The organism is Peribacillus frigoritolerans, assembly GCF_030676415.1.
GTDB classification, from domain to species: domain Bacteria; phylum Bacillota; class Bacilli; order Bacillales; family DSM-1321; genus Peribacillus; species Peribacillus frigoritolerans_A.
The window spans coordinates 302,736-329,041 of sequence record NZ_JAUUTW010000003.1 but is presented as its reverse complement, the minus strand read 5'-3'; the positions used below and the strand labels follow the sequence as shown (position 1 = coordinate 329,041).

The 26,306-nt window shown below is 42.1% G+C and carries 27 protein-coding genes; 13 read left to right on the top strand and 14 right to left on the bottom strand.

Annotated features, from left to right (window positions below; all coding sequences use genetic code 11):
* Nucleotides 1-30: 30 nt before the first annotated feature.
* From Q8G36_RS05220 to Q8G36_RS05210, 3 genes are read right to left on the bottom strand one after another with little or no spacing between them, the layout of a single operon-like run.
* Entirely contained in the window at nucleotides 31-816 is a 786-nt protein-coding gene (locus tag Q8G36_RS05220) for an ABC transporter permease (protein WP_137020287.1), read from the bottom strand.
* A gap of 4 nt (nucleotides 817-820) precedes the next feature.
* A complete protein-coding gene (locus tag Q8G36_RS05215) occupies nucleotides 821-1,612 on the bottom strand; it encodes an ABC transporter permease (RefSeq protein WP_063234836.1) in 792 nt (263 codons plus the stop codon).
* 48 nt (nucleotides 1,613-1,660) lie between these two features.
* Nucleotides 1,661-2,668: an ABC transporter ATP-binding protein gene (locus Q8G36_RS05210; RefSeq protein WP_305159279.1), complete on the bottom strand. Its 1,008-nt coding sequence runs from the start codon at nucleotides 2,666-2,668 to the stop codon at nucleotides 1,661-1,663.
* A 150-nt stretch (nucleotides 2,669-2,818) separates the two neighbouring features.
* Here Q8G36_RS05210 and Q8G36_RS05205 point away from each other — a divergent pair, with 150 nt between their 5' ends.
* From Q8G36_RS05205 to Q8G36_RS05190, 4 genes are all read left to right on the top strand, one after another.
* Complete coding sequence (locus Q8G36_RS05205; protein ID WP_305159278.1) at nucleotides 2,819-3,139, top strand: hypothetical protein; 321 nt, start codon at nucleotides 2,819-2,821, stop codon at nucleotides 3,137-3,139.
* Between the two features lie 143 nt (nucleotides 3,140-3,282).
* Nucleotides 3,283-4,572, top strand: coding sequence for a glutamate-1-semialdehyde 2,1-aminomutase (locus Q8G36_RS05200; RefSeq protein WP_305159277.1), 1,290 nt, complete (start codon nucleotides 3,283-3,285; stop codon nucleotides 4,570-4,572).
* A gap of 339 nt (nucleotides 4,573-4,911) precedes the next feature.
* Nucleotides 4,912-9,384, top strand: a complete 4,473-nt coding sequence (locus tag Q8G36_RS05195; protein WP_305159276.1) for a glutamate synthase-related protein — start codon at nucleotides 4,912-4,914, stop codon at nucleotides 9,382-9,384.
* A gap of 329 nt (nucleotides 9,385-9,713) precedes the next feature.
* Complete coding sequence (locus Q8G36_RS05190) at nucleotides 9,714-10,805, top strand: FUSC family protein (RefSeq protein WP_305159275.1); 1,092 nt, start codon at nucleotides 9,714-9,716, stop codon at nucleotides 10,803-10,805.
* A 56-nt stretch (nucleotides 10,806-10,861) separates the two neighbouring features.
* Here Q8G36_RS05190 and Q8G36_RS05185 read toward each other — a convergent pair whose 3' ends face one another.
* Nucleotides 10,862-11,317 (bottom strand): MarR family winged helix-turn-helix transcriptional regulator, encoded by a 456-nt coding sequence (locus tag Q8G36_RS05185; RefSeq protein ID WP_305159274.1) that lies wholly within the window; start codon nucleotides 11,315-11,317, stop codon nucleotides 10,862-10,864.
* A 324-nt stretch (nucleotides 11,318-11,641) separates the two neighbouring features.
* Here Q8G36_RS05185 and Q8G36_RS05180 point away from each other — a divergent pair, with 324 nt between their 5' ends.
* The 5 genes from Q8G36_RS05180 to Q8G36_RS05160 all read left to right on the top strand — a co-directional run bounded on the left by Q8G36_RS05180 (nucleotide 11,642) and on the right by Q8G36_RS05160 (nucleotide 16,062).
* The gene (locus Q8G36_RS05180; RefSeq protein ID WP_305159273.1) at nucleotides 11,642-12,280 is read left to right on the top strand and encodes an HlyD family efflux transporter periplasmic adaptor subunit; all 639 of its coding nucleotides are present in this window, start codon (nucleotides 11,642-11,644) and stop codon (nucleotides 12,278-12,280) included.
* Nucleotides 12,281-12,319: 39 nt separating this feature from the next.
* Nucleotides 12,320-13,939 carry a DHA2 family efflux MFS transporter permease subunit gene (locus tag Q8G36_RS05175; RefSeq protein ID WP_305159272.1) on the top strand — a complete coding sequence of 540 codons (1,620 nt, stop codon included), beginning with the start codon at nucleotides 12,320-12,322 and terminating at the stop codon, nucleotides 13,937-13,939.
* 18 nt (nucleotides 13,940-13,957) lie between these two features.
* Entirely contained in the window at nucleotides 13,958-14,488 is a 531-nt protein-coding gene (locus tag Q8G36_RS05170; RefSeq protein WP_305159271.1) for an NAD(P)H-dependent oxidoreductase, read from the top strand.
* Between the two features lie 13 nt (nucleotides 14,489-14,501).
* Nucleotides 14,502-14,849, top strand: a complete 348-nt coding sequence (locus Q8G36_RS05165) for a hypothetical protein (RefSeq protein ID WP_305159270.1) — start codon at nucleotides 14,502-14,504, stop codon at nucleotides 14,847-14,849.
* Between the two features lie 292 nt (nucleotides 14,850-15,141).
* Nucleotides 15,142-16,062 (top strand): EamA family transporter, encoded by a 921-nt coding sequence (locus Q8G36_RS05160; RefSeq protein WP_305159269.1) that lies wholly within the window; start codon nucleotides 15,142-15,144, stop codon nucleotides 16,060-16,062.
* A gap of 88 nt (nucleotides 16,063-16,150) precedes the next feature.
* On the opposite strand, the gene Q8G36_RS05155 is transcribed toward Q8G36_RS05160, so the two are convergent.
* The 5 genes from Q8G36_RS05155 to fabL form a co-directional block, all read right to left on the bottom strand.
* Entirely contained in the window at nucleotides 16,151-17,899 is a 1,749-nt protein-coding gene (locus tag Q8G36_RS05155; RefSeq protein WP_305159268.1) for an ABC transporter ATP-binding protein, read from the bottom strand.
* A 249-nt stretch (nucleotides 17,900-18,148) separates the two neighbouring features.
* On the bottom strand, nucleotides 18,149-18,679 hold the full coding sequence (ntdP, locus tag Q8G36_RS05150) for a nucleoside tri-diphosphate phosphatase (protein ID WP_048685440.1): 531 nt from the start codon (nucleotides 18,677-18,679) through the stop codon (nucleotides 18,149-18,151).
* 233 nt (nucleotides 18,680-18,912) lie between these two features.
* Nucleotides 18,913-19,167, bottom strand: a complete 255-nt coding sequence (locus Q8G36_RS05145) for a YgaB family protein (RefSeq protein ID WP_207439839.1) — start codon at nucleotides 19,165-19,167, stop codon at nucleotides 18,913-18,915.
* A 160-nt stretch (nucleotides 19,168-19,327) separates the two neighbouring features.
* Nucleotides 19,328-19,615, bottom strand: coding sequence for a gamma-type small acid-soluble spore protein (locus tag Q8G36_RS05140; protein WP_305159267.1), 288 nt, complete (start codon nucleotides 19,613-19,615; stop codon nucleotides 19,328-19,330).
* An 81-nt stretch (nucleotides 19,616-19,696) separates the two neighbouring features.
* Nucleotides 19,697-20,446: an enoyl-[acyl-carrier-protein] reductase FabL gene (gene fabL, locus Q8G36_RS05135; protein WP_063234820.1), complete on the bottom strand. Its 750-nt coding sequence runs from the start codon at nucleotides 20,444-20,446 to the stop codon at nucleotides 19,697-19,699.
* A gap of 69 nt (nucleotides 20,447-20,515) precedes the next feature.
* Here fabL and Q8G36_RS05130 point away from each other — a divergent pair, with 69 nt between their 5' ends.
* A complete protein-coding gene (locus Q8G36_RS05130; protein ID WP_061461732.1) occupies nucleotides 20,516-20,740 on the top strand; it encodes a hypothetical protein in 225 nt (74 codons plus the stop codon).
* 135 nt (nucleotides 20,741-20,875) lie between these two features.
* On the opposite strand, the gene Q8G36_RS05125 is transcribed toward Q8G36_RS05130, so the two are convergent.
* Nucleotides 20,876-21,088 (bottom strand): hypothetical protein, encoded by a 213-nt coding sequence (locus Q8G36_RS05125; RefSeq protein WP_305159266.1) that lies wholly within the window; start codon nucleotides 21,086-21,088, stop codon nucleotides 20,876-20,878.
* Between the two features lie 49 nt (nucleotides 21,089-21,137).
* The gene (gene mutY / locus Q8G36_RS05120) at nucleotides 21,138-22,256 is read right to left on the bottom strand and encodes an A/G-specific adenine glycosylase (RefSeq protein WP_305159265.1); all 1,119 of its coding nucleotides are present in this window, start codon (nucleotides 22,254-22,256) and stop codon (nucleotides 21,138-21,140) included.
* Nucleotides 22,257-22,463: 207 nt separating this feature from the next.
* On the opposite strand from mutY, the gene Q8G36_RS05115 reads away from it, so the two are divergent.
* A complete protein-coding gene (locus Q8G36_RS05115; protein WP_305159264.1) occupies nucleotides 22,464-23,441 on the top strand; it encodes a metal-dependent hydrolase in 978 nt (325 codons plus the stop codon).
* A gap of 55 nt (nucleotides 23,442-23,496) precedes the next feature.
* On the opposite strand, the gene Q8G36_RS05110 is transcribed toward Q8G36_RS05115, so the two are convergent.
* Nucleotides 23,497-23,763 (bottom strand): YfhJ family protein, encoded by a 267-nt coding sequence (locus Q8G36_RS05110; protein WP_251437436.1) that lies wholly within the window; start codon nucleotides 23,761-23,763, stop codon nucleotides 23,497-23,499.
* A gap of 114 nt (nucleotides 23,764-23,877) precedes the next feature.
* Here Q8G36_RS05110 and Q8G36_RS05105 point away from each other — a divergent pair, with 114 nt between their 5' ends.
* On the top strand, nucleotides 23,878-24,033 hold the full coding sequence (locus tag Q8G36_RS05105) for a small, acid-soluble spore protein K (protein ID WP_034305387.1): 156 nt from the start codon (nucleotides 23,878-23,880) through the stop codon (nucleotides 24,031-24,033).
* 41 nt (nucleotides 24,034-24,074) lie between these two features.
* Here Q8G36_RS05105 and Q8G36_RS05100 read toward each other — a convergent pair whose 3' ends face one another.
* Entirely contained in the window at nucleotides 24,075-24,386 is a 312-nt protein-coding gene (locus Q8G36_RS05100; protein WP_063234815.1) for a YfhH family protein, read from the bottom strand.
* 75 nt (nucleotides 24,387-24,461) lie between these two features.
* On the bottom strand, nucleotides 24,462-25,259 hold the full coding sequence (gene recX, locus Q8G36_RS05095) for a recombination regulator RecX (protein WP_305159263.1): 798 nt from the start codon (nucleotides 25,257-25,259) through the stop codon (nucleotides 24,462-24,464).
* A 125-nt stretch (nucleotides 25,260-25,384) separates the two neighbouring features.
* Between recX and Q8G36_RS05090 the strand changes: the two genes are divergently transcribed.
* Nucleotides 25,385-26,305, top strand: coding sequence for a TIGR01777 family oxidoreductase (locus Q8G36_RS05090; protein WP_305159291.1), 921 nt, complete (start codon nucleotides 25,385-25,387; stop codon nucleotides 26,303-26,305).
* Nucleotide 26,306: the final 1 nt, after the last annotated feature.

Genomic DNA, 26,306 nt, shown 5'->3' with positions numbered 1-26,306 from the left:
TTCAACATGAATGCTGTTGAAGGGGTTCTTTTAGTTCCCTGCCCCGCGGTACCTCTTCACTCCCTGATTCCATATGAAAACGGATATCACGAAAAAGGCAACCCCAATTACAGGTGTGGCAAATGCATATGCATACCACTCTTCTTTTCTTAGGAAATAAGATGCCGGATAGACACCAACAAACGCGAATGGCAACACCCATGTAAGGACAAAACGGATGACCTTATTATAAATATCAACAGGATAGCGCCCGTAGTTCCCAATATTGTACATCATTGGCATGATGGATGTTTTCGCATCCGACCAGAACCCAATGCTTGCTATCGCAACGAATATGGCTGCATAAGCAAGGGCCCCGCCTATTGCAAAAATGATGAAAAGAATCGGGTCATACCACTCAAGCTGCAGATCCAATGAAATCCCCGAATAGAATATAATGATCAAACCGGTCACAACACCAAATAACGCTTCTAGCTCGATTCTTTCTAAAATGACTTGAAACAGGCTATGTATCGGTCTTGTTAATATCCGGTCCATTTCACCTTTGACGATATAGCGGTCATTAAAATCCCAGATGTTGAAAAAGGCAGAAAAAAGGGCGAATGGGATAAGGAAGAATCCATAAATGAATATGATTTCTTCACGGCTCCAGCCGCTTAAAAATTGGGTATGTCCAAAAACGACTAAGATAAATACCAGATTCACGACCTGATTCAGCAGATCGGATAGGATTTCCATGAAGAAATCGGCTCTATATTGCAATCTTGTTTTCATATATTGACTCACATATTGAAAAAACATCGATACATAAAACATCCCGTCAACCTCCTTGAATAATCAGCTGTTTTTTTGCGACTATCCATAAAAGCTGAATCGGTATTATGAGAATGATGCACCAAATTAACTGCTGTAAAAGCGCCATGCCAATTTCACCTGAACTGTACCCGTTCGTAAAAATCATGCTTGGTACATAGCTGATCCCTTGAAAGGGTAAATATTTCATCACTTCCTGCGCCCATATCGGATAGAAACTGATGGGCAGCAGCAGACCGGAAAATAAATCAATGATAACCCTTTTAGCCCGGATCAATCCGGCATTATTATATAAGAAAAAGGTAGTGATTCCCGTCAATAAGTTAATCTGTGTATTGATGATGAAGCTGAACAGCAAGGAAATGCCGAATATCCCCCACGTAGCCGGCTCGTGCGGCAATTCGATAGGAAAAATGAAAGCTACCAGCAGCATTCCTGGAATCGAGAAGAAAAAGAAACGAAATATCCCTTCCCCAAGTCCTTGCATCGTTTTCATGCCTAAATAGTTATAAGGCCGGATCATTTCAATGGCGACCTTGCCGTCTTTAATCTCAGTGGCGATTTCGCGGTCAATATTATTGAAATAAAAAGCGCGCGCCATCCATGCAACCGCGACATAGGTTGTCATCTGCATACCTGAAAGTCCTTCGATTGAGCTTTTTTCTCCATATATCGCATTCCATAAGAAATAATAAGCGCCGATATTAATGCTATAAATTAAAATACCGGTATAATAATCCGTTCGATACGCAAGCATCATCAAAAAACGCATGCGGATCATTGCAAGATACTTCCCCATGGCCCTCCCCCTTCTTGATAGACATGTTGTTTCTTAATGATAAGAGATTCAGACAGTGCCTTCTTCGTAAATGTTGCGAACAATCTCTTCAATGGACGTTTCATGGATTTTGATATCCTTTATTTTAAAATGAGATACAACAGCCGAAACAAGCTGTGAAATATGATCACTTTCTTCTTTCAACAAGGCAATGTATGTTTGATTTTTCTCATCATAAACCCAGTTAGCGGTAAATGGGAGCGCTAATGATTGCAATTCCTTCAGTGCGATCGGCTCGATGAATTGAAAATGGATCTGTTTTTCCTCAGCCCAGTTATCTTTTAAACTCTGCAATTCCCCATCATAAATGATTTGTCCTTCATCAAGCATGATTACACGCTCACATAATGCTTCAATGTCTCCTAAATCATGTGTAGTCAAAAGGATTGTCGTATTATATTTCTCATTGATTTCTTTCAGGAACTCACGAATCTTCATTTTCACGAGCACATCAAGTCCAATCGTTGGCTCATCCAGGAACAGCAAAGGCGGATTGTGTATCAAAGCTGCCGCAAGCTCACAGCGCATTCGCTGACCTAGTGAGAGTTTACGCACAGGTTTGTCCAGCAAAGGACCGATATCGAGCGTCTTGATGACATGTTCCATATGATCGTTATATTGCTCATCCGTTACCTTATAGACCTTTTTTAACAGCCTAAACGATTCTTGAACCGCAATATCCCACCAAAGCTGTGAGCGCTGACCGAATACGACTCCGATTGTCTGGGTGAACTTTTCCCTTTCTTTATGTGGATTCATGCCATTGACCGTGATTTCACCTGCTGTCGGTTCCAAAATACCTGTCAGCATTTTGATCGTGGTCGATTTCCCTGCACCATTTTCCCCGATATAAGCTACCATCTCACCCTTTTTCACGGTAAAATTGATATCATTGACGGCAGGGACGACCTTATAATTTCTGGTAAGTAAATCCCGGAAGGCACCCTTTAGCCCTGAACGGCTTGATGCCGACTTAAATTCCTTCCGAAGCTGTTTCACTTGAATTGCATCATTCATCCTGTTACATCCTCCGTAATCTCTTGTCCTAATGAATTAGTTTATCCAACCTAACCTTTTTAGACAATAAAAATGCTTGGATGCCATAGACCATTTTCAGGGCGAAATGGCCGTTGTACCAGATACATATATAAAGGAGACGAATATGCTATGAATATCAAAAAATTATTACTATCCCAAATTGAAAAGGTCGTCATCGACCTCCGATATGACTTCCTTTATGAAGATGAGTACGGAGAATTATTATGCCAGGTCATCCAAAGGGATTCCAGCGGGTCGATCGAAAGCACACCCATCAGTTTCCACCTTCGTATTAATGAAGAAAAAGGAACCGGCCATCTGATCTATTACCAAGCCCAGGGCGAAATGAACCGCCAATCCTTCGACATCGAAAACCCTGCCACCATCTTGGCCATTCTTACTTTCATAACCGGAGTTTTGGGATCCGACCCTATTTCCCAAACAAAATGAAGGCCCGGAATCCTGATGCTTCTAGGGATGCAGCGTTTCCATCAGCGGACGAATCACATTTCCTAGCCTTCCACCCCAGATTTACAGACGGAAAAGTGCTATGATTAAGGGGAAATATGTTTATTTTATAGGAGGTTTTAAGATTGGATTTTAGTAATTCAGAGCTTTTACATAAAGAGGCATTGGAACATATCGTTGGCGGGGTTAACAGCCCATCCCGTTCTTACAAAGCTGTAGGCGGCGGCTCACCAGTTGCGATGGATCATGCCAAAGGGGCTTATTTCTGGGACGTTGATGGCAATAAATATATCGATTATTTAGCTGCATATGGCCCGATCATCACAGGGCATGCGCATCCACATATTACTGAGGCTATCGTTAAAGCAGCAGAAACGGGCGTTTTATACGGCACACCGACAAAACATGAAGTCAAATTTGCCAAAATGTTGAAAGAAGCCATACCATCCATGGATAAAGTCCGCTTCACCAATTCAGGCACCGAATCAGTCATGTCCACCATCCGTGTTGCCCGCGCTTACACAGGACGCGATAAGATCATCAAGTTTGCAGGCTGTTACCATGGACACTCCGACCTTGTTCTCGTCGCTGCAGGTTCCGGCCCGTCCACTCTAGGTACACCGGACTCTGCCGGCGTTCCAAAAAGCATCGCACAAGAAGTCATCACGGTACCTTTCAATGATATCGAGTCATTTAAGGAAGCACTTGATAAATGGGGCAATGAAATTGCAGGCGTGCTGGTTGAACCGATCGTCGGCAACTTTGGAATCGTGGAACCAAGCCCTGGCTTCTTGGAAGAAGTCATTTCATTATCTCACGAAGCCGGATCACTCGTCATTTTCGACGAGGTTATCACAGCGTTCCGGTTCATGTATGGAGGGGCACAGGACTTCTTGGGAATTCAACCCGATTTGACCGCGCTTGGAAAAATCATCGGGGGCGGGCTTCCTATTGGTGCCTATGGCGGTAAAAAAGAGATCATGGAAACTGTCGCCCCGCTAGGACCAGCCTATCAAGCAGGTACGATGGCAGGAAATCCGGCTTCCATGCTTTCCGGGATAGCTTGCTTAGAAGTACTTAAAGAAGAGGGTCTATACGAAGAGCTTGACCGGCTGGGGAAAATCCTTGAAGAAGGTATCCTGAAAGCGGCTCGCCAATATAATGTCCCGATCACCATCAACCGCCTTAAAGGGGCATTGACGATCTATTTCACGACAGAAAAAATTGAAAACTATGAGCAGGCGGAAAATACGGATGGCGAAATGTTCGCTAAGTTCTTCAAACTCATGCTCAATCAGGGAATCAATTTGGCACCGTCCAAATACGAAGCCTGGTTCTTGACAATTGCTCACACGGATGATGATATCGCTTATACTCTAAAAGCGGTTGAACATGCATTCAAAAACCTAATATAATAAATCGGATCAGCATAATTATGCATTTTTTATACACCCTCAGGATGTACATCATTCTTGAGGGTTTCTTATTATCCTGTAATAAATCTTTAATATTAGCATTTGAAGCCAATCCTCACAAAAATCCCATCAATCACAGCATCCAGCCCATTGTATAAAAAATTGATTTCTGAATATTTAAATGATATGATATGGATACATTTATATACATTTATACACTTTCTTTCAATCTATCAAAACTTGGACTATTGTTCGGGTTTACTAATATTTCCCCCATTAAACACATGCTACAGGAGGTGAAAGGCAGAGAATAAGGGTAACCTTATTCAAGCCACATATATGGCCCAACAATGGACACCTGCTACATTCAAAGAATTTCACAAGGAAGAACATGATGCCTGCGGAATCGTTTCCTGCATCGAAAAAAAGAAGATCCCTACTAACGAAAACATCTTTGCCTGTATCGACGCCCTGGTTAAAATGAACCATCGCTGCGGTTTCATCAATGGTGAGGGCGATGGCGCCGGCATCCATATCGATATTCCCCGGGCTCTTTGGAAAAAGAAGCTTGAAGCGGTAAATGTCGATTCAGGCATCGTCGATCAAGATTCCTTCATAGTCGGCCACTTATTTTTAAGCAAAAAAACAGAAGCTAACGACTTAAAAATCGAAGTTAAGGAGAAACTGCTCCAACATGGTCTCTCATTGATATTCGAAACGGATAAAGCCTACCGTTCCGAAGCATTGGGACCGATTGCCATTCAAGAAGACCCAGTGTTCTGGCAATTTGCCTGTTCCTCCACCATCAATAACAACCAGGAGCTTTCAAATGTTCTTTTTGAGCTGACTTCCGACATCGAAAAAAGTGATTTCATCCATGTTGCATCTTTAAGCCAGCATCATGCGGTATACAAAGTGATGGGTGCGGGGGATACGCTCCCTGCCTATTATCCTGATCTTGCCGACCCTTTGGCTGCCTCCACCATGACACTGGGACATAATCGTTTTTCAACTAATACTCTTTCAAGCTTCTTCCGGGTCCAGCCTTTCAGTGTACTTGGTCATAATGGCGAAATCAATACCATCGCCAAATTGCGTGATGAAGCGAAAATGATCGGAGTTCCCATCGCTAAAGATGGAAGCGACTCACAGGATTTAAACAAGACGATCGAGACTTTCATCTGCCGTCATGGCTACTCTTTATTTGAAGCTGTCGATCTTATGTTTCCGCCAATCATCAATGAAATCAAGGAATATCCCGAGCATTTACAAGACTTATATACGTATTTAAGGGAAGCATGGGGGCATTTTGCACAAGGTCCGGCAGGCATCATCTCCCGTTTCGGCGATGAAGCTGTGTTCTCTGTCGACTCTTTAGGCTTGCGCCCACTCTGGAATATTGAAACGGAATCATCCTATATGTTCACTTCCGAACCAGGAATTATCCCTTCCAGTGAATATACCGGAGATCCGAAACCGATGGGTCCAGGGGAAAAAATCGGTTTGAAATGGAATGGCGACCGTATTGAATTGTACACATACAAGGATTACCAGGATAAAGTATTTGAACTCTTCAATGATCGTTTCGTCCTTTCCAATGACCGGGTCCGTTTACAGCCCCAATTTTTTGAAAAGGTTGTCTCCATGACAAATACGCAAGCCATTCATAATGGTCAGTATAAAGCCTTTGGGTGGGAAAGGGAGCATGTCCAATTAGTGGAACAGATGGCCGAAAAAGGCGCTGAGCCCATTCGTTCACTTGGTCACGATGCGCCATTGGCAGCACTTAATCCCCAACGGACCAACATCGCTGATTTCATCAAGGAAAGTGTGGCCGTTGTAACCAACCCAGCGATCGACCGGGACCGGGAAACCGAGCACTTCTCAACAAGAACGATCATCGGAAAACGTCCTTCCCTATTCGAAGCGAATAAGGCAGGAAAGGTTACGGAGCTGCTGACTCCCTTATTGATTGAAGGATCAACGGGTTATGAGTGCTCATCTATCGTATCGCAGCCAAGCTATGATCAGTTCATTAAATATAACCAAGATCAAAAACTCGTGCACTTCATTTCAAGCACGTTCAAAGAGGATGAAAATATCACGGATGCCTTGACCAGGATTACGGATGAAAGTGTCAATGCAGTGGATGAAGGAAAAACGCTGCTCGTTCTGGATGATGCCCTTGCCCATCAAAACGGCAACCTTTGGCTTGATCCCCACCTTGTCACTTCAGCCGTCGACCAAGCGTTGGTCCGCACAGGCAAGCGCCGTGATTGTTCCATCCTTTTACGTTCAGCATCGCTAAGGTCACTGCATGATATCATCGTTTCTTATGGTCTTGGGGCCAACTTAATCAGCCCCTATTATATGTTCCTTTCCCTATCTTCAGATGACCTCAAGGGGGTTACCAATCTATATAACTCCTTGACGAAAGGGCTTGAGAAAGTCATCTCCACCATTGGCATTCATGAGCTGCGCGGCTATGGAAGACTTTTCTCAAGCATCGGTTTACATGAGGAAATCGCGAAATATTTAAATGTGGCTAACTTCTTCGGATCCAATGATCTGGACTATAATTTTGATAAAATCAAGGCAGATGCCATCCAGCGTGCAGAAGATTATGGGAATGAAAAAGAACGGATGGGTAAGACCTTCCATTTATTCCCTAGAATTTGGAAGTCTATCGGGGAAGTTGCTTCAACCGGGGACTATGATGCTTATCGCGAAAAGATCACCGAACAGGAAGAATCCAATCCTACGGCGATCCGCCACTTGACATCATTAAAAACTTCAGATGCTTCCATCCCTTCTGAAGAAGTCAGTCTTTTGGTCGGCCAACAGGAATTGCCGTTCGTCATAGCCTCCATGTCCTTTGGATCACAAAATGAGATTGCTTTCCGGGCCTATGCAGAAGCTGCCGAGAGGTTAGGCATGATCAGCATGAATGGTGAAGGCGGGGAAATAAAGGATATGCTGGGCAAGTACCCGAAATCCCGCGGACAGCAAATCGCTTCCGGCCGTTTCGGTGTCAATGCAGAACTCTTGAACTCTTCAAATCTATTGGAAATTAAAATTGGGCAAGGGGCAAAACCTGGTGAAGGCGGTCACCTTCCCGGTTCCAAGGTCACAGCGAAAATCGCAGAAGCCCGAAATGCAACAATCGGTTCCGATTTGATCTCCCCTTCCAATAACCATGATATATACTCAATTGAAGATTTGGCCCAAATGATCCATGAGCTAAAAACGGCAAACGACAAAGCAAAAGTTGCCGTCAAAGTACCAGTCGTTCCAAACATTGGTACGATTGCTGTCGGCGTCGCAAAAGCGGGGGCCGATATCATAACGCTTTCTGGTTTTGATGGCGGAACGGGTGCTGCCAGGATCCATGCACTCGCACATGTCGGTCTACCAGTTGAAATAGGTGTGAAAGCGGCCCATAATGCGCTGCTTGAGTCAGGTATCCGACAGAATGTTGAAATTTGGGCTGACGGTGGTTTAAAAAGCTCGATGGATGTATTGAAGGTCATGCTGCTTGGTGCAAACCGTGTAGGTTTTGGGACCCTTTCGATGATTGCCGTCGGCTGTACAACGTGCCGCGGATGTCACCTTGATACTTGCCATGTGGGCATCGCCACTCAAATTGAATCGGAAGCGCAGGCGAAAGAACATGGGCTGCGCCGTTTTGTTCCACGAAAATTTGATTTAGCCGTTCAGGGATTAACGAATATGTTCAGTGCTTTTGCAAAAGAACTCAAATCTTTGACCGGATCACTTGGGGTGAAGAATCTTCAGGATATCGTCGGACGTTCTGATTTGCTACAGCAAGTTAAAGGTCAACAATCATTGGATTTAACCTATTTATTGAAAAACCTGGATATAACACCGTTCTCACATAAAGAAACGGCGGCCTATTTAAATGAAGGCTCCATGCAGGTAGCCGTTGGCGCTGAATATCTGGATTCGCATGTAGGTGATCTGCAGCAATCCCGTAGCTATAGCTCGATCACTGCCGAGCAGCGTGTACTCGGCAGCAGGGTGTCCTGTCACCGCGTTAGGGGCAGATTGGATGGATCATACAAAAAACTTCCTCCCGTTCACCTATCCTACCAGGATGGTTCCATCCCGGGTAATGGACTTGGGGCCTACAATACGGAGGGAATTTCAATCAGCGTGAATGGCGGTGCCCAGGATGGTATTGGCAAAACATCGATTGGCGGTAATATTGCCATCTTTAAATCTCCAGGAAAAGATGGGAAGTTCTACAATGGCTCTGTCGGTAAGGGATTTGGTTACGGTGCACAGCATGGTCTCCTCATTGCCCAAGGTGATGCCGATGCCAGGGCGGGAATCCGGCTTTCCGGAGCGGATATGATCATTGGAGGATTATTGAAACACCCGCTTCCTAAAAAGGAAAACGGTAATATTGCGGTAACTTCCAATATTAAGGGATTCGCTTTTGAATACATGACAAATGGAAGAGGTTTAGTTCTGGGTGATCCCGGTCCATGGATTTGTGCAGGGATGACAGGCGGTGTCGTTTATTTACGGCAACAGCCTGAATTTGGATTAACCAAAGAGGTCATTAAGAAACGGGTTGCGAAAGGGGCAAAGATTTCCATTGATTCCCTATCTGCAAAAGGCCTGCAGGATGTGGCCGAACTTCTGGGCAAATACACGGCCCTCTTGAAAGATCATGGCCAAACCGAAGAAGCGGCCTCTTTAGAAACACTTCTTCAAAATCTTGGAGAGCACTTCCTTCAGGTCGTTCCAGTTAAAGAACAGGCGGATCCTGCTGTATCCACGGAGTGATGCTGAAAATATATTAAAAAAGGCTGATGCTCTTCAATTCGAGCATCAGCCTTTTCAAGTCATTCACCTTTGGGACAGTCTTCAAACGATGGAAAAACACAGCTGAAAGCAATCAAGAAATTGCCTATCGTTTCTTTATATATTAAACTTGATTTTAGCTATTGTAACTCTTAGGAAAATCCTGTATATTACTTTTTGTTTACATCATCTTATTTTAGTGTAAAGTACTAACAAATAAGTTAGAATACAACTTTAAGCAAAAGCCTATATATAAATAGAGACTTTTCTTACCAGATCCATTACAACACAAAGAAAGGATTAACCCATATATGAAGTTTGGTGCCCGCATTCTCAAAACAGGAATAGCAATTGTTTTAGCGCTTTATCTATCGGAACTGCTTAACCTTCCTGCTCCTGTCCTTTCTGGGATTGCTGCAATTTTTGCAATACAGCCGACCATTTACCGTTCATATCAAACGGTATTGGAGCAGATTCAAGGAAATATCATTGGCGCATTGGTTGCTGTCTCCTTCGTTTTGTTGTTCGGAAATGATATTTTTATAATCGGTCTTGCCGTAATGGTTGTCATAACCATCAATTTAAAACTGAAAATGGATAAAACGATTGTCCTTTCCATCGTGACGGTCATTGCCATCATGGAAAGCCAGGACGGGGAATTCCTGAATTTTGCCTTTATTCGTCTCTCATCCGTTTTGCTTGGAATCGTTTCTTCGTTCATCGTGAATCTGGTTTTCATTCCTCCAAAGTACGAAGCAAAGCTTTATACACGCATTACAGATGTAACGGAAGACATCTTGAAATGGATCAGAATCAGCACAAGGCATGCTACGGAACACACTTTATTGAAAAAAGACATCAGCCGATTGAAGTCGGAGTTACTCGATCTAGAACATATCTATTCCATGTACAAAGAGGAACGGGAATATTTCAAGAAGAACAGTGTAGCTAAAGCAAGAAAGCTTGTCGTTTATCGGCAGATGATCATAACGACAAAAAAAGCGTTTGAAACCTTGAAAAGAGTCCATAAATTCGAGAATGAAGTATATCAAATGCCTGAAGATTTCCAACGGAGCATCTTACAGCAGCTTGATTCCTTGATCCGCAAGCATGAACAATTGATATTACTGCATATCGAAAAAATCAAGTCCATCGAGGAGATTGAAGATTGGGACCAGGATTGTTTAAGTCGTAAAGAGCTGCTTGCCCACTTTTTCGAACAGCAGAATCAAGTGGACGAAATGCATGATAATCTGGGCCATCTCTCTGCCCGCCTTGTACCATTGATTTCTGCAGTCATAGAATATGACGAACAATTGGAACATCTTGAAAAGCTGATAGTCAGCTTCCAGTCCTTCCATAAGGAAGATAACGAAATATCTGTCCAGTATGAGGAAGATTAAAAAAGACGGTTCCCGGGAACCGTCTTTTTTTTCTCTATTTAGAGCAGACCCCTCATTCAATCCAAAAGGTTCTTATCAGCAGCCTTTTCAATCGTATCCAATTTCTTCAAAAGATCCTGCAGCTCATCTTCTGAGAATGAATTGAAGTTCTTGCCCATCAATTGGTTATGCTCCGCAAGGACTCTTCCCAAAATCGCTTCCCCTGCCTCTTTCAATTCAAGGTTGATGACCCTGCGGTCCTTTTCAGAGGGCTGCCGTTTCACATAATCCATTTCGACCAGCTTATCTACAAATACGGTAATCGCACTTGGCTTTACGGTTAAGAAGTCAGCCAGCTGGGTCGATTTAATCGACCCCTCTTTTTTCAATATCAATAATATGAAAAACTGAGGCGATGTTAATCCATAAGGCTGAAGATTTTTTGCTACGATGGCCCTAAGCTTCTTCCTAATCCGAAAAATCTGCATTTCTATACTATTAGTTACTTCCCATTTAAAATCCAGCCTTCTCACTCCTTATATAGGACAATCCTACCTCTTAAATTTAATTAATTGACATTCCATTGTCAACTTTACTTTCCATATATCCTTAAAACTAAAAAAAATTCAAATTTTTACTATTTAACTGTATTTATTTCCCACTATTATTCCGAATAAATTACATGACAAAAAATAATTAAACTGGTAAACTCTTTACTTAATAATATTAATACTTATAAAAATTAATATTTATTAAAATTAATAAATAAACTTTGAATAGGAGGCGGTGTCATTTCTAGCTACTGAACGTTAATCAAAAAAGGAATGCATCATCAATATTTTTTGGAGGCGAAACAAGTGAATAGAGGACGTTTAGTTTTAATCAATGTCATTGGTTTGGTTATTATATTAGCGGTATTAGCCGGCGGGGCTTATTACTATTATGAAAGCACGAATTTCATTAAAACGGATGAAGCGAAAGTGTCGGGAGAGCTATATACCATCGTTGCCCCCGCTGCCGGTAAACTAGCAGGTTGGGACTTACACGAAGGAGACAGTGTAAGGAAGGATGACAATGTTGCCAATGTAACCACCTTGGACGGAAAAGAAGCAGTAAAAACCGCAGCACAAGGTACAATCGTTAAAACACAAGTGCATGATGAGCAGCTTGTTCAAGCGGGTCAAACGCTAGCTCAGACCATCAATATGGATGATCTGTCCATAACGGCTAATATTGAAGAAAATAAATTGAAGGATATCGAAAAAGGTGACAGCGTCGATATTATCATCGATGGAGATCCCGATACTGTCTTCGAAGGTACATTGGAACAGATCGGTTATGCCACAACGTCTGTCTTTTCAGTGATGGGCAATCAAAACAGCAGCGGAAACTATACGAAAGTCACTCAAAAAGTACCAGTTGAAATTTCCATCAAAGCACCATCCGATAAAGTTCTGCCTGGAATGAACGCAGAAGTGAAAATTTCAACTAAATAAACCGGCTACACAGTTATACAGAAAGGAGGCTTTTCATAAATGGCTTCTCAAACCATCTCAGTAAATGAAAACAAGGGAATGAAACAGTTTGCCCCCATGTTAATTATCTTAATGCTAGGTTTGTTCATGGTCATTTTGAATCAAACCCTGCTTAGTGTCGCCATGCCTAGGATGATGGCAGAATTTAATGTAGCTGCAACTACGATTCAATGGTTATCAACTGGATTCATGCTCGTGAATGGAGCTTTGATCCCACTGTCCGCTTTTTTAATAGAACGGTTTGGCACGCGCATTTTATTCCTTGCTGCCATGTTTCTATTCACCGTCGGGACATTCATCTGCGGCATCGCACCAAACTTCCCCGTCATACTTACAGGCCGGCTGATCCAGGCGGCTGGCGGCGGGATTCTGCAGCCATTGGTCATGACGATCATCCTTTTCATCTTCCCTCCGGAAATGCGCGGGAAAGGAATGGGAATCTTTGGATTAGCCATTATGTTTGCCCCTGCCATCGGCCCGACTTTATCAGGTTGGGTGATTCAGGAATATAGCTGGCGGGTCATGTTCTACGCAATGGTGCCATTAGGCATGATTGTCATGACACTCGCCTTTTTAAGTATGCGTAATGTAGCAGAACCAAAGAAAATCAAATTGGATTTGATGGGCGCCTCTCTATCCTTGCTAGGTGTCGCTTCATTACTATACGGTGTCAGTGAAGCAGGTTCCAAAGGCTGGACGGATTCCATCGTTCTGGGAACGATCATCATTGGGCTGATCCTTTTGACCCTATTTGTGGTTCAACAGCTAAAATTCGATACACCCATGCTTGACTTCCGTGTATTTAAGTATGACATGTTCGTATTATCGAATATCATTTCCGCCATCGTCACAGTGGCCATGTTTACCGGGATATTCTTATTGCCTATATATTTGCAGACTTTAAGAGGCTTCACACCAGTTCAATCGGGTCTATTGATGCTACCCGGAGCCCTTGTGATGATGGTGATGTCACCCATTTCAGGAGCATTATTCGACAAAATAGGACCTCGTCCATTAGCACTTCTTGGTTTAGCAATTACTGCCGTAACAACCTTCGAATTCGCTAAATTGACTACAGAAACAACCTATTCGACTTTGGTCATCATCTATGCCATCCGCTCACTTGGTATGTCTTTACTGATGATGCCGATCATGACAGCTGGGATGAATCAGCTTCCTAAGCATTTGAATACACATGGTACGGCAATGAGCAATACGCTGAAACAAGTAACCGGAGCCATTGGTACGAGCTTCGTGACGACCATTTATACAACCCGTGCTTCTTTCCATGGAACTGCTTTAGGAACGGAAATGAGTACGAGTGATCCCGGTTTTGTTCAGAATTTCCAAACAATCGTTCAATCCATCATGAGTTCGATGAATCAAACTAGTGAACAGGCACAGGAAACTGCCATGTCGCTAATTTCTTCACAAATCCAGGGTCAAGCAAATGTGATGGGAATCAATGATGCATTCTTTTGGGCAACAGGCTTCGCAATTGCCGGTATCGTTCTCTCCCTGTTTTTGCGTGACGTTCGGAAGGATAAAGCAATGAAAAAAGCTAAACAAGAACATTTGGATGTACCTTTGCTTCCTTCACCAGTAAAAAAATCGGTTTAATTAAATGGAGGAATTAAAATGAAGATCTATGTTGTTTACGATAGTGAAGGTAACCATACGAAAGCACTTGCCGAATCAATAGCTCAAGGAGCCGCTGCGGTTCCTGGGGCTGAGGTTCTCATTGACCATGTAAACGAGGCGGATGTTTATAAGCTTCAGGAAATGGATGCCATCATTTGGGGCTGTCCCGGTCATTTCGGCACCATCAGTTCGAGTTTGAAAACATGGATTGATAAACTTGGGTATCTATGGGCGGAAGGTGCGCTGATCAATAAAGTGGGTGCTGTATTCTGTACGACGGCCACCGTACATGGCGGACTCGAGGCTACCATGCTGAACTTAATCACCCCTATGCTTCATCAAGGCATGATCATTGTCGGCTTGCCCGGCACTGTCCCGGAAAACGCCATATATGGTTCCTACTATGGAGTAGGGATAAGCTGTCCGCCCGGTGTGGATGACAACATCACCAAAAAGGACTTGCAGCTTGGAGAAGCATTAGGAAAACGGGTAGCCCATGTCACCCGTTCATTCATAAACGAGCTCTAGGAGGCTTGATTCAATGGGCATAATTCTAATTATCATCGTTGCCATATTAGCGGTTACGGGCTTGATCACATTCAATATCAAATCCTTATCACTTGAAGGTAAGCTTCCGGGTGTCGAGGAAGAGCACTCGTTGGAAGAGTCCGCTTTCTCTTCGGCAGATGATTCCGTTACCGAAATCATCTCCCCAACAGACAATGATGAATTGAAAATGAAAGATCAGGATTATCGTTTGGCACTTTCCAAGCTTCACAAACAAAAGCCTTACGAGGAGCCAACTGCAGAAAAAAAGCCTAATCTTCGCAAAATGAAAGACGAGGAATACCGTGGTAAATTGGAAGACTTCCAGCAAAATGGCGATTGAAGCACGTCCCCCCATTTGGCATATTCGCCTCTTTGGGGGTTTTCAATCACTATGCATGAAAGGAATATCTCCGACCTCTCTCACCGCCTTAGCTTAAAGATCGACCTCCAAGCTTAACTTATTTTTCTGGTTGACAAATATTCACAAAGACTTTAAGCTAAGGTAATGCAACACAAACATTTTTTAAACTCAGCTTTCGTTGAGAGACGGAATTTTAAAAGGATTTCCTTTTTTCGTTCGTCACTTGCCTTTTTGGCAGGTGGCGATTTTTATTTTTACAGGGGTGAAAAACATGCAACTTTTGAAGTATTCCATAATGGTCTTAATCGGTTCGATCTCATATGGCACTTTATCCACCATGATTAAGTTTGGATTCATGGATGGCCATTCATCTGGAGAACTGGTCGGCAGTCAATATCTTGTCGGTTGGCTGATTGTCTCCGTGTTATTTCTTTTTTCGTTTAAATATAAAGTTTCATGGAAGAGTGCCGGATTACTTTTAATCACGGGCATGATGTCCACTTTCGTCGGAAAGGCATATGCCGTTTCCGTATCCGAGCTTCCCGCTTCGATTGCCGTTGTCTTTTTATTTCAATTTACCTGGATAGGCGTCCTCATTGAAAGCTTCATAAATAAAAGACGCCCGGATAAAAATAAACTCATTGCCATTTTCGTTCTCTTCATCGGTACATTATTGGCAGGGGCGATTTTTGGTCAGCCTCTATCTGCCCTAAGCCTAAAAGGCGTATTGTTCGGACTATTGTCTGCGGTCCTTTTTGCGCTATATATGTACTGCAACTCTCAATTCGCAGTTGGGGAATCTTCAATGAAACGACTGTTTTTCATTGCAACGGGTGGTATGCTGACTGCTGTATTCACGACTAACCCCGTCACACTTGTGACGAATCTTGTCCAAACGAACCTATGGTACTACGGTCTGCTGCTCGGCACTTTGGGTGTTCTTGTTCCTTTCTTTTTCTTTGCTGTCAGTTTGCCGAAAGTGGGTGTCGGGCTTGGAACGATTCTTTGTGCAGCGGAGCTGCCTTCAGCGATGGTCGTTTCCGTCATCTTCTTGAATGAACAGGTTACGTCACTGCAATGGTTCGGGATGTGCTTGATCATCGTCGGCATCGCCTTGCCTGAAGGAATAAAGCATCTGCCGCAATTCCTTCCCGACAAGAAAAAAACGCTGCACGAAAAAAGGATTTCATAACGTGTATGCACTGGTTCGTATAAGAATAAGAAAGACCATTCCCGTTAGCGGAATGGTCTTCTTTTGTATATGGTTTTTCCTTTTCTCCTTAAGAATCCAATTGTTGTACTTGAAATAGGTTGTAGTAATGCCCTTGCTTTTTCATAAGTTCTTCGTGTGTTCCCATTTCCGTAATTTCCCCATTATCGATATGAACGATCCGATCGGCATGGGTGATGGTTGATAACCGATGGGCCACGATGATGGTGGTCCGGTCTTTCGCCAAAATATCCAGTGCCTCCTGGATATAGTGCTCACTTTCCAAATCCAATGCGGATGTGGCTTCGTCGAGAACAAGGATTGGAGGGTTTTTCAAAAATACCCTCGCTATGGCCACCCGTTGCTTTTGGCCTCCGGATAATTTAACTCCACGCTCCCCCACTTTCGTTTCATATCCTTCTTTGAGACCCATGATGAATTCATGGGCATTCGCCGCCTTTGCCGCTTCAATTACTTCTTCATCACTTGCATCAGGCCGTCCCATAAGGATGTTGGCCCTAACCGATTCACTAAATAAGATATTATCCTGTAGAACCATTCCTATTTTATCTCTTAGGCTGCGGACTTGATAATTACGGATATCCGTCCCATCCAATAATACCCTTCCCTCCGTTACATCATAGAAACGGGAAATCAAACTGACGATCGAGGATTTCCCGCCGCCGCTCATCCCAACAAGTGCAATGGTTTCCCCTGGTTTAACATCCAAATTTATATGTTTCAAAACGGGTGCCTCTTTCTCGTCATAAGCAAACGATACATCCTGAAAGTTTATTCGTCCATCCACATGCTTCAGCTCTTTCGCCCCTGGTTCGTCATCGATATCATACTTCTCATCCACAAACTCAAAAACCCTGTCCATGGACGCCAATGTCTGAGTCATTGTCGTAGAAGAGTTAACTAAACGTCTGAGGGGATTATATAGCCGGTCTATGAAACCGACGAAAGCAACCATGGTACCCAGTGATAATTGTTCATGAATGACCTGATAACCGGCAAATCCTATCACGAGCAGGGGGGCAATATCCGTGATCGTATTCACGACAGCAAATGACTTAGCATTCCAGCTCGTATGCTTTAGGGCCTTATCGAGGAAATTCTTGTTCTGCTTCGCAAACAATTCATGTTCCCTGTCTTCTATCGCAAAGCTTTTGATGACTGACATCCCTGAAACCCGTTCATGAAGGTGACTCTGTACATCCGCTAACGCTTGGGACCGAATCCTTGTATAGGTTCTCAGCTTGCCAAAGAAATGCTTAATCGAAAATGCGTAAAATGGAAGCATGATGATGGATACAATGGTTAACTTCACGTCCATCGTAAACATGATGACTATCACTATGATGATCGTTGCGATATCGAGCCAAAGGTTCATCAGACCCGTGATGACAAAGTTCTTCGTTTGTTCCACATCCGTGATCATCCTTGAAATGACCTCGCCCACCCTTGTATTGGAATAATATTTAAAACTCAGTTTCTGTATATGAGTAAATAAATCATTACGAATATCATATAAGATTTTCGTTCCGGTCCATTGAGCGAAATATTGGCGGTAATACTCAATCGGCGGTCTAACTGCCACAAAAATGAATATCATGATGGCCATTGCCCATAAAAGGCGTTCGGACTTCACGGCTTTGGACAGATCACCATTTCCGATGATGTCATCCACAATATACTTACTGAGCAATGGAAGTAAAAGCGGAATCGCGAACTTTAGCAATCCAATCAGTACCGTCCCGATTATCTGCCATTTATATGGTTTGACGAATTGCAAATATCTCTTAATACTCCCCACGGAATTCCTCCTTTTCTGAATCATTAAATCCAAATGATAAAAAAAGCCCATAACTCAATTTGGAATCTTATGCACTATTCAATTATATTTTCCTTTTCGATGATTAACTATCAAAAGGACTTCATTCACTAACTTTCATAAACATTTATAGGAGGTTTAATGGTTCCTGCATTCTTGAAAGATTGAATCAGTTGTGTAGGTATGATACACAATGAAAAAGCCTGCCAATTATGCAGCAGGCCTTTTCTATCACCGATAGGTTAAAAAGCGTTCATACCAACTATCAATAAACTCTGCGGAGAATGGTCCTTTTCGCTGGCGTATCATATAAATCAAATAGTCTACGTTCTGTTTCAATATTGAATCGATGGCATCCGGGTAATTCATTTCTTTCCGATGCCTTTCATATTCATCCTCATCCAGCAAATTAAACGTCATATCTGGGAATACTTTAATGTCCAGGTCATAATCAATGTATTTCAATGCTCCCGAATCGTATGTGAACGGCGAACTGATATTGCAATAATAATAAACCCCGTCCTCTCTCAACATACCAATAACATTAAACCAATACTTTGAATGAAAATAGCAAATCGCCGGCTCTCTCGTAATCCAGGTCCTTCCATCTGATTCCGTTACCATAGTACGGTCATTCGCTGCTATCACCAGATTTTGGGTCCCTTTTAAAACGGTTGTCTCTTCCCAGATACGATGGATATGTCCATTATGTTTATAGCTATGGATTTGGATTTTTCCTCCTTCGGCAGGAACAATCCCCATTTATCTCTCCCTACTTTCTATAGACACCCTGACAGCGTACTGTGCCCTATTCCGTTTGCAGTTGTTGTGTTTATTTAAAATATATACTTTTTTCCATTTACCCTATATTCCTATATTATAGCGATTTATTCATAAATTTAAAACAAAAGTGGCTAATCTCCCAGTGAAAATGTGTAAATAAGTCGAAAAAGTCTGACCATCCACCCATTTTAACTAAGAAATTAGCCGGTTATTTATCGTATGGCAGCCTGTCCTTGCTGAAAATAACGGATGACTTCTTCCGTTTGCTTTTCGAACATATCATGGATACTTTTCAATTCCTGCTTTTTGAGTTGAATCTCTTCCTGAATGGTGACTGCTTCAATCTCCTCTTCCAGGGCAAGGAGCTGCTTCTCTATATCTTGGCATCTTTCGATTTCGGATTGTAAAAGTAAAAGCTTATCCATCGTTTTCAACTGGTTGTTTATAAGCCGGTTAAATTCCTCCATGAATGCACCTTCCTAATCTGTATTTTTTCTATAGTATGTATATTCTATTTTTATCCGTTTTTTCCTTTGACATAAAATGTAAACACGACGAAACATTTGTCGAATCCATTGGAAGGCAAAAAAAAGCACCCTTCATTAGAAGGATGCTTTTAATCGGCAATTAGCCTTGGTTTTTGTTGCTTTGAGATTTTTGGTTTTGTTGTTTCACTTCTTGAACGTTAGTTTCAGAAGCAAACTCTGTACCGAATTGGCCTTGTGCTTGACCTTGACCTTGACCTTTTCTTTGTTGAGATTGCGCGTTTTGTTGTCTCACTTCTTGAACGTTAGTTTCAGAAGCAAACTCTGTACCGAATTGACCTTGACCTTGACCTTGCTGAGATTGTGCGTTTTGTTGTCTCACTTGTTGAACATCAGTACCTGCTTGTGATTTATTTTTGTTATTAGCCATTGATATCACCTCCACGATAATAAGATAACCATTATCCAGGAGTGTTATCCAACAAAAAAAACTTAAATTTTTCCAGTTATATTAAACAAGCAATGAAATGCCTCCATCAACTATTACGGTTTGTCCACGAATCATGCTGGCTCCATCGGAAATTAAAAACAGGATGGTATTCACCATATCTTCCACCTCGACCATCCGTCCAGCGGGAGTCTGTTCTGCCGCCTCAGCAAGCATTTCATCCCGATTCGGGAAAGACTTCAGGGCATCCGTATCAATCACACCGCCTGAAACGGCGTTGACACAAATATTTTTTGCAGCCAGTTCGACCGCTAAATATCTTGTCAGGGCTTCAAGCGCAGCTTTGGAAACTCCAACAGCTGTATAATTTTTCAAATAGCGAATCGATCCTAATGAACTGATGCTGACGATTTTCCCTCCGCCGTTCCTCTCCATTAATTTCGCCGCTTCCTGTGCGCAGAAAAGGAGGGCTTTTGTATTGATGTCCATGGTCCAGTTCCAATGGGATTCCTCCAGCTCCATCAATGGGCGCTGCACTCCTGAAGCCGCATTATTGATGAAGATATCCAAACGTCCATAATAAGCATCGATTTCCTCGAACATGCTTTTCACTTTCGCAACGTCACCGACATTTGCCTTAACTACAAGGGCTTTTCGCCCCAACGCTTCAATTTCGGCTGCCACTTCTAATGCTTTCGACTTGCTCCGGGCATAATTAATAACGAGGTCGTAACCTTCCTCTGCAAGCCTTATTGCCGTGCTTCTGCCTAAACCTTTACTGCTACCTGTAACGAGTGCCACTTTTTGTTCCATTCGTTTATTCATCCTTTCTGAGTAAAAACCAAGTAATAAAAATCATTTTTTTAAAGGAGTGTTACTGTTATGTATGTTGGACGTGATATGACAGAATTGTCGATGATGAAAAAATCGGATTGGGAAAATAGTGAACTAGCCTATTTTCATCACTCCCTTCAACAAATGGTACCTTATTTAAACCAAGAAGGACAGAGTATCCATAGCGAAATCGTCAAAGAAATTGAAAATAGAGGCGGACTTAATAGGCAGGAAGCAGATTATACTCATGGAACGAAAACCATTTACGATTGATTTTATACGGATATGGCTTTAAAAATCAACAAAAGGAAGAGGATATCTTAGCGGATATCCTCTTTTATGCATACTATCACCAGCGCCTTTTTTTAATCACGATTTTATTATATGACGTTATAGCGATTGCGCAAATCAGGGCTGTCCCAAAATTGTTAACGAATATAAAGAAGATGAAATTACATTACCGAATACTGTTTCATTCTGAAGTGCCCCTGCTTGTCCCCACGCATTTACAATGTCCGGTTTATATCGGCTTGTTTTTATGAATCCAACCATTATCGCAGACCCAAAATATAAAGCATGTATGATGATTGAACCCATGAATGCTTGAATGACTATCCTCATTGTCACACCTCTTGATACCCTTATATTTCCATATAATCAAATACATTCTTTATTCAATACACTCTTTTTCTTTATACGCCTTCATCATTTTTTGGTGGGAAACCGGAAATGCTAACTCCTCCATCTCTGCTTCACTCACCCACTTAAGTTGCTGTTCTCTTAGTGTCTCTTCACTGATGGCTTCTTTGACCACTCCGTTATATGTGTCCACTTTCCAAACGAGATGTGAGAAAACATGCTCAATTCTAACAAGTGATTCAGTTATTTCCGGTTTGACGCCATACATTTCCTGAAACCGACTCTCGAAGAATTCCCTCTTATGCAAAAGGGATGAATGGTTTTCGAAGTTCGGATATTCCCAAAGGTTAGCTAGCAATCCTTCTGAAGCTCGCTTGTGAATTAAAAATTCACCTTTTTCATTCGTTAAAACGGCAGCGACAATTGGTACATCCCGCGTTTTTTTCTTTTGGATTTTTACCGGCAATTCCGACTGAACTCCTGCTTCAAATGCTAGACAATGACTTTGAACGGGACATAATAGGCAGGCAGGCTTACCTGGTGTGCAGATCATTGCTCCAAGTTCCATCAAGGCTTGATTGAAGGCAGAGGTATGTTCATGATCGATCAGCTTTCTGACGGCAGCTTCGAATGTCTTTCTTGTCTTTGGCTTTGCTATGTCTTCATATATCATCAATATCCTTGATAAAACACGCATGACGTTTCCATCAACGGCTGGCTCCGGCTTGCCGTATGCAATACTAAGAATCGCACCAGCTGTATAAGGGCCGACACCTTTCAATTTGGAAATTTCCTCCGGATTATCCGGTACGACCCCATTATAGGATGTCTTCACTTCCTGAACGGCATTATGCAGATTCCTTACACGTGAGTAATATCCTAGCCCTTCCCATGCTTTTAGGATTTTCTCTTCATCGGCATTGGCAAAATCCTCGAGTGTTGGGAACCATTCCACAAACCGGTTAAAATAAGGAATCACCGTGTCCACTCTCGTTTGCTGGAGCATTATTTCAGAAACCCAAACACGGTACGGGTCCTTATTTTCCCTCCACGGCAATTCTCTTTGTTCTTCGAGAAACCAGGAAACCAAATCTTTTTGAAATTCATCAATTTTTATTTTTTCTATTGTTGGGATCGTTATTTCTTTCACATCAGTTCCTCCAAAGATGTTACACTCTTATCAAAAATGGGAATACCTATAGTAGGTCATTCTTTTTTAATATCATGTTTCATATTCATTTATTTGTAACGGATTACGGAAATAAGTCAAAATTATATTCATTTGATGGTTAATATATAAATACGGTATGATGAAAGAAGACCATTTTTTTCAAATTGTGGCAGGGAGGTTAGTTTTTTGGATACAGGTACTCACTTTGTCATGGGGATTGCTCTTGGAGGTCTTGCCACATTAGATCCTGTCATTGCGCAGAGCCCAGTCACTGCAAGTGCAGTCATAGCAGGAACGATATTGGGGTCACAAGCTCCAGACATTGACACCGTTTTAAAATTAAAGAATAACGCTGTATATATACGAAACCACCGTGGAATAACGCATTCCATTCCCGCTGTTTTACTTTGGCCCTTGATTATCAGCGGAGCACTTTTCGCCATCATACCTGAAGCAAATTACCTTCATCTTTGGCTTTGGACCATTTTAGCCGTATTCCTTCATGTATTCGTGGATATATTCAATGCTTATGGAACCCAGGCTCTTAGGCCGATTTCGTCAAAATGGGTAGCTTTAGGGGTCATCAATACATTTGACCCGTTCATTTTTGGAATACATGTTGCCGGCCTGATATTATGGGGCTTTGGATTTCCTCCAGGCTATTTATTTCTTTCTATTTACGGGATACTCGTCATTTATTACATTTCCAGATTCAGGGAACAAGCTTTTATAAAAAGAGTGGTCAAACAGCAAATTCCTGGAGCAAGGAAAATCCTTTTATCACCGACCATGCGTTTTCACCGCTGGAAAATTGCGGTGATTACCGAAAAGAATTATTATGTGGCACGAGCCGATAATGGATATGTGACGATTCTTGATACGTTCGATCGAGTGCCATTGCCTGAAAGTGAAATTCTTGAAGCCGCCAAGAAGGATATAAACTTGGCAGCCTTTCTGTCCTTTTCTCCGGTTTACCGCTTTGAAATCGAACAGATAAAAGAATATTATGAAGTCCGTTTTATCGATTTAAGATACCGCAGCAATGGATATTACCCGTTTGTGGCAGTGGTCCATTTAGACAGCGAATTGAATATCTTGAATTCTTATACCGGCTGGATCTTTAGCGAAGCGAAACTGCAGAAGAAATTGAATATTATTTTGTAGTCGCTGTTTATTGAAAAAGAGCTGATTCCAGGGAACCCCTCTGGAATCAGCTTTTTTAATGCACTCGATTCTGCTGATTTAATAACTGTTGATATTTAGGGTTTTTTGCAATGAATTCGTGGAATTGCTCACCGTAGTTATCAATCCAGGTCCTTACAACGCGCGATGTCATTTCTTCTCCAGCATATTCATGCCCAGCCTTTGCATAGGTCGCTTCGAAATCTTCCCATAATAATTCCACCCAAGTCAAAGCTTGCTCATACGTGATGTTTTCATTTTTCTCAAGCAGTATCTTGGTTAATCTTTCATGGTAATCATTCATTAGAACCACCTCATTGCCAATATTTTTACAGAATGAACTATACTGTCCCATACCCATACTAGTGGTAGGCGGAAACGCTTCTTTCTTTAATCTGATGCTTGGAGGAGAAAAATTTTGCGAAATAAACAAAAAGGATTCCCCAACCAAAACAATAATAAATTCCAAGGCGAGCCTCGTGCAAAGGCAAGATATGCTTCAAAGCGTGCAGATGGCAGTATTAATACACACCCTCAAGAAAGAATGAAAGCATCAAACGAGCGATCGAATTAAAAGGTACATCAGAAGGAATCGGGTACTTCCCCGGTTCCTTTTTATTTCAACATGGAAATCGGAAGTGCTTCTTCCTTACCGCTACCACCTAAGCGGTAACCCCAGGCGAATACGCCGTTCATATAATCAATTTTGAAATAGACACCGGGATCTCCGTCAATTTGATATATTTCACCTTTTTTGAAATCATCCGGATTTAACAAATAGGCCTTCGCCATCGTCACTTTTCGTTCCAATACGGAAAATTCATTAACCATTCCCAATTGCTCTGCTTTTCTCGCTTTTTCAGTCAACGCTGCAATTTCCTGTTGTAGTTCATAGGCGGACAACTTGCTGTATCTTACGTCGCTCATATATATGACTCCTTAAATGAAATATTAATTTACTTCTATATTAAACAAAATTTTGTGATTTGGCTATTGATGCACTTAATCCCCATCAGGATTTGAAAGATAACGCTCAATCAATTCTACTGGAAAACCTTTTCGGTATAATGCCTGCTTCATTTTTTGCTCATATTCGAAGCCTTCATGTTTTTTATATCGGCGTTGCATTTTTTCGGCATGGTGGCAAAGAGAATTCCATTGTTCATCTTCATCCTTTTCAACCGTCACATCTTCAAGTGCTTCTTGGATGACATCTCTAGGGAAACCTTTCCGTAACAAGGTTTGTTCAACTTTCAGCCTTAAAGCTCGTTCGGAAATGTTTTTTTCCTTTTTGACCGCTTTTCCAGCGAGGTTCCTTGCATGTTCAATTTGAATATCAAAAGGGTATTCCTTCAATGCCTCGACAACTAACTTTTCTTGCACCCCTTTTTCCTTAAGCTCGAGCTTAAGGGTAGTGGGCCCTTTATTGCCTCCATTCACATGGGTCCTTACGTAAGCCTTGGCAAATTCAAGGTCGTCTAAATAGTTAAAGCTGTATAGTTTATGTATCGCTTCCTTAATGATCGGCTCTTCCGTTTCCTTCCTTTTTAAATAAAGGCGAATTTCCGATTCGGAGCGCATCCGGTATGATAAATAATTAAGTGCATCGGTAAATGCTTTTTGGATTTCATCATGGAATTGTATTTCTGCCAAAAGCAGGTCATCAAGTTCCGTACCCTTTTTCAAATGAAATTTCAATAGCACTTCTTCGTCTACACTGAAGGCATATTTTTCGTCAACGAAAATGTTATAACGATCTTTACGTTTCTTTTGGGTCGTTATTTTTGTTATGTTTGGCATAAATCCACCCCCACCCCTACTTTACCCCTTTACGTTTACCATTTCTATATATAGCATGTCTAAAAATGAAAAAAGAAAATGGACATGGTAAAGTGAAGGAAAGAAAGGGAAAGGAAGTGGTTTTCGTGAAAATAGCCATTGCTGGTGGAAGCGGTTTTGTCGGCACAGCCCTTATTGATGAATTATCAAAAGAAAATCATGATATATATATTTTGACCCGTCATCCCGAAAAATTTATAAAACAGACTAATTTGACATATATCGGCTGGTTGACCAAGGACGCAAAGCCGGAAAAGCATTTGGCGGGGCTCGATATTTTCATTAACCTTGCTGGTGAATCTCTGAACAGCGGGCGTTGGACACCTGAACGAAAACGCCGGATCGTCGAAAGCAGGGTCGAAGCTTCCAAAGAGATGAACCGGATCATATCCATACTCCCCGAAAAAGTATCCGTTATCATTAATGCAAGTGCCATCGGATATTATGGTATTTCGGACGATGAAACCTTTACCGAAACCTCTGAATCCATTGGGGATGATTTCTTGGCCCGTACTGTTCAACTATGGGAAAAGGAAGCGGCTAAATCTCGCTCTTACACTAAAAGGTTGATCCTAACTAGATTCGGGGTCATTCTGGGAGAAAAAGACGGCGCACTGCCAATGATGGTCCTCCCCTATAAACTGCTCGGAGGAGGAAAGATGGGCAAAGGGAATCAGTGGCTTTCCTGGATTCATATCCATGACGTAGTCCGTGCAATCATCTTTTGCATGAACGATCAGCGGATAGAAGGTCCAGTCAATTTTACGGCACCGAACCCCGTTCAAATGGATACATTCGGGAAAACGATAGGAGCTGTCCTGCACCGGCCACATTGGTTACCCGTACCTCCCTTCTTCCTCAAGAAACTGCTGGGGGAAATGAGTATACTTGTACTTGAAGGGCAAAATGTCCTTCCCACTAAACTTAAAGAGGAAGGATTCACATTCTCCTTTCCAACCCTTAAAGAAGCTTTACAAAATATCTTAAAAGAAGATTCTCACGTATGAA